At 32.8% G+C, this 3,264-nt stretch carries 6 protein-coding genes; all 6 read left to right on the forward strand.

All coding sequences use genetic code 11. The features are described 5' to 3' along the window. Window positions 1-17 precede the first annotated feature (17 nt). The 6 genes from moaC (at window position 18) to MVY38_RS05710 (ending at window position 2,913) form a co-directional block, all read left to right on the forward strand. The gene (gene moaC, locus MVY38_RS05685) at window positions 18-488 is read left to right on the forward strand and encodes a cyclic pyranopterin monophosphate synthase MoaC (protein WP_297484239.1); all 471 of its coding nucleotides are present in this window, start codon (window positions 18-20) and stop codon (window positions 486-488) included. Further along, window positions 469-744 (forward strand): DUF493 domain-containing protein, encoded by a 276-nt coding sequence (locus tag MVY38_RS05690; protein WP_297484229.1) that lies wholly within the window; start codon window positions 469-471, stop codon window positions 742-744. Before moaC ends, MVY38_RS05690 begins: the two co-directional genes overlap by 20 nt. Window positions 745-759: 15 nt before the next feature. Further along, window positions 760-1,806 carry a DUF6781 family protein gene (locus tag MVY38_RS05695; RefSeq protein ID WP_297484231.1) on the forward strand — a complete coding sequence of 349 codons (1,047 nt, stop codon included), beginning with the start codon at window positions 760-762 and terminating at the stop codon, window positions 1,804-1,806. Window positions 1,807-1,899: 93 nt separating this feature from the next. Further along, window positions 1,900-2,499 carry a DUF2231 domain-containing protein gene (locus MVY38_RS05700; RefSeq protein ID WP_297484233.1) on the forward strand — a complete coding sequence of 200 codons (600 nt, stop codon included), beginning with the start codon at window positions 1,900-1,902 and terminating at the stop codon, window positions 2,497-2,499. Beyond that, entirely contained in the window at window positions 2,489-2,644 is a 156-nt protein-coding gene (locus MVY38_RS05705) for a hypothetical protein (RefSeq protein WP_297484235.1), read from the forward strand. The genes MVY38_RS05700 and MVY38_RS05705 overlap by 11 nt, the downstream gene beginning before the upstream one ends. Further along, the gene (locus MVY38_RS05710; protein ID WP_297484237.1) at window positions 2,644-2,913 is read left to right on the forward strand and encodes a hypothetical protein; all 270 of its coding nucleotides are present in this window, start codon (window positions 2,644-2,646) and stop codon (window positions 2,911-2,913) included. The genes MVY38_RS05705 and MVY38_RS05710 overlap by 1 nt, the downstream gene beginning before the upstream one ends. The last annotated feature ends 351 nt before the right edge of the window (window positions 2,914-3,264 follow it).

Here is a 3,264-nt window from a genome sequence, read left to right on the forward strand (position 1 = left end):
AATACAAAAGAGCATATATGAATTTAACACATTTAGATGAGAACCAGCGTCCTAAAATGGTCGATGTGAGTGACAAGAGCAATACAACAAGAGTCGCAGTAGCAAGTGGAATTATACAAATGAGTCGAGATGCTTATGATGCAATCGTAAGTGAAAAGACAAAAAAAGGGCCTGTTTTACAAACTGCTGTAATCGCTGCTATTATGGGAACAAAACAGACAAGCAATTTAATTCCTATGTGCCACCCTCTCAATCTTACAGGTATAAATTGTGATGTTGATGAGATTGAAGAACTTCCAGGATTTAAACTTACAGTAACTGCGAAACTTACAGGACAAACGGGAGTAGAAATGGAAGCACTCACAGGTGTAAGTGTGGGACTATTGACAATATATGATATGGTTAAAGCAATAGATAAAGGCATGATTATCAAAAATGTACAACTTGAATCAAAATCAGGAGGCAAAAGTGGAAACTTTAAACGATAAACTAGAGGGCAAAAAACTAGAACTTGAGTACCCTTGTAATTGGTGTTACAAAGTAATAGCAAGTGAAGAAAATACCCTCAAAAAAGCTGTTCATGATGTTATTGAAGAGAGGGAGCATAAACTTACACCATCAAATAGTTCAAAAAGCGGGAAGTATGTAAGTATGAATTTGGATTTGCTAGTCCATAATGAAGATGATAGAACTTTTATCTATGATGCGCTAAAAAAACATCAAGATATAAAAATGGTTCTTTAAAAAGAGGAGAAAATGATGGATACGAATGAACTAGAATTAAAAGTGAAAAAAGTATATAGTCATAAATTTAAAAATATTTCACGGAGAGTTGTAAATGCTCTACAAAGGGCAGAAATCGACTTAAATGAACTCACTGTAGATGAAATTAGAACGCTCACAACAAGCCTTGTAGAGGTAGAGACACAATCTTTACAAAACGAAGTAGAAAATCTTTTAGCACAAAAAGAGAATATAGAGAGAGCATTAGAGAAGAAAGCAGATGAACTTCAAGAGGCAAAATATGAAATATTTAATGTTCTTGAAGAAGATATCAAACCAAATGAAGATGTACTGATTGCACTGCACCACATAAAACTACAATCTATTGATTTATATGACATTTTAAGTGAAATGGTAGAGTCTACTATTATTACTGCTTTAGAAAAAGAGCAGGAGAGTGATATTGATGAATCTCTTAAAGAGGTCATTAAAGAGATTACATTTGAAGCTATAAAAGAGGGTTCTTTAAATACTATCCGCGTACGTAAAATTCTTTCGACAATTTTAGCAACAGCCATTGATGTAGCAGAAGCGACACCAACAAAAGCTGATTCCATACTGCGTTTAACACTAAAAGGAATGCGCGGTGGTTTAGTAAAATCTATTGACAGGTTTAAACAAAGAGTTGCTTATATGCCAATAGAAGCGAAGCATATTCTTATAGAAGATTACGATACCATTATTGAAGACTTAAACCAAACAGATACACTTTTTTCTCAAATCATCCTTACTCAAGCAAGTGAAAGCTCTCAACTGCTGAGAAAAATGCTTATAGAAATCAACAAAGATATGCATTATGATTTAGAAGAGCTTGTACTTATTTCCAAAGAGACAGCAGATGTTATTCGCAGTAGATTTTCTAACTTTGCTAAAGGTGCTGTAAAAAGAGCAGATGTCGCTATGCAATCACCAAAAGCAAAAGAGGCAAAACGTATGGGTGCGCAAGCGATGGAAGCTGCGCGAATAGTTCTTGGCTCAGCTATTAAATCTGCTAAAGATGTAATAGAAAAGAAAGAGAAATAAATTTCAACTTAAAATAAGAAATTATTATAATAATATAAATATTTTTTATATTATATGGAATATAATTAGCTAAAAGAACAGAAGGAAAATATTATGATGATTCACCCAGCTACAGTCCACTTTGCAATGATTTTACCACTTGTTGCCGCAACATTTGGTGTTATATATATATTCAATAGAACCGAGACAATGGCAAAAATTTCTGCACGAACTGCTCTTCTTGCAGCAATTGCAATGATAGGCGTTTGGTACACAGGGGAAAAAATTGCCGGCCCTGAAGTTTTTGGCTTTCTTGATACTGCAGGTAAAGCTGAACTTTTAGAGCATAGAGACCTTGGTCGTTACCTTGCTGTAGCAATGGCTATTGTTGCTCTTATTCAAATTATTGGATGCAGAATGAAAAAAGGTGGCATTCAAATTTTTGGTATTTTACTTACGATTGCAGTTATGGCAGTTACTTTTCTTCAAGGAAAACATGGTGGCGAAATTGTATATGAACATGGAAATCCATTTCAAATGACACAGCTGAAAAAGTATATTGCAAATGACGAAGATTTTGATATGGCTGATGATGACGAGAAAGTTGAGTTAATTCAAAAACAGATTTCAGTGATAAATGAAACGACATGTGAAAAAATAGGGTGTGAAGACAAAGAACAAAAAAGCAAAAAAATTCAAGAAGATGATGACTAATAACATGGAGAAAGCAAGCAAAACAGAGATTCAAAAAGCAATGCAAGAAGCACTTGAGAGCTTTTTAAAAGATAAAACTTCTGCAAAAAAGTTCTCTGTTTGTATGCAAGAGAGTACTCAGTGGCTTAAAGAGAGAGAGAAATAATGCAAATATTCTGTACAGAAACATATCAAACGCAACTCCGTTCTCTTTTAGAAGAATTTCCCAAAGAGCAACTCGATGCAGCAAAAAGTTTTAAGCTTTATCTCGATACAGTCATTATAAATGTTCCAACAAAAGTTCAAAAGTTCAAAAAGTCTACTCTTTTTGATGATGAAAATATTAAAGACCTTGAACATAAAGGTCTTCGTATTCCATTTTACTACGAAAAAGAGACAGAAACTTATCTCATTCTTGGCATCGTAAAAATGTAAATAAAGGTATACTATAAGGCATACAAATCAAAACTATTCACTGCGATAATATAACTATTCACAATAATTATAAAACTGTTTCAATAAGTAACTAAAATAAGTTTTTTAAATAATATTATCACAAAAGTATCTCATTTTTCTGTATAATACTATTTGTCCAGAAATTTACAATTAATAATGTTTAAAATGGCATAATACAGATATGCAACTCTTTGTAATTCAAGGTGAAACATATCAATAGACAAACTAACAACCTATTTTTAAAGGAGAAAATGTGGATATTAAAAAATCTCAACAAGACTTAGACACAGTATCTAGTAAAGATACACAAAGTGCAAGTGTTGGGAGAAG

This window comes from Sulfurimonas sp. (assembly GCF_027056685.1).
Classification (GTDB): Bacteria; Campylobacterota; Campylobacteria; order Campylobacterales; family Sulfurimonadaceae; genus Sulfurimonas.

Coding starts and splice junctions, on each gene's coding strand:
- MVY38_RS05705 (WP_297484235.1), top strand. CDS start 2,489: ATGATGACTAATAACATGGAGAAAGCAAGCAAAACAGAGATTCAAAAA.
- MVY38_RS05710 (WP_297484237.1), top strand. CDS start 2,644: ATGCAAATATTCTGTACAGAAACATATCAAACGCAACTCCGTTCTCTT.
- moaC (WP_297484239.1), top strand. CDS start 18: ATGAATTTAACACATTTAGATGAGAACCAGCGTCCTAAAATGGTCGAT.
- MVY38_RS05695 (WP_297484231.1), top strand. CDS start 760: ATGGATACGAATGAACTAGAATTAAAAGTGAAAAAAGTATATAGTCAT.
- MVY38_RS05700 (WP_297484233.1), top strand. CDS start 1,900: ATGATGATTCACCCAGCTACAGTCCACTTTGCAATGATTTTACCACTT.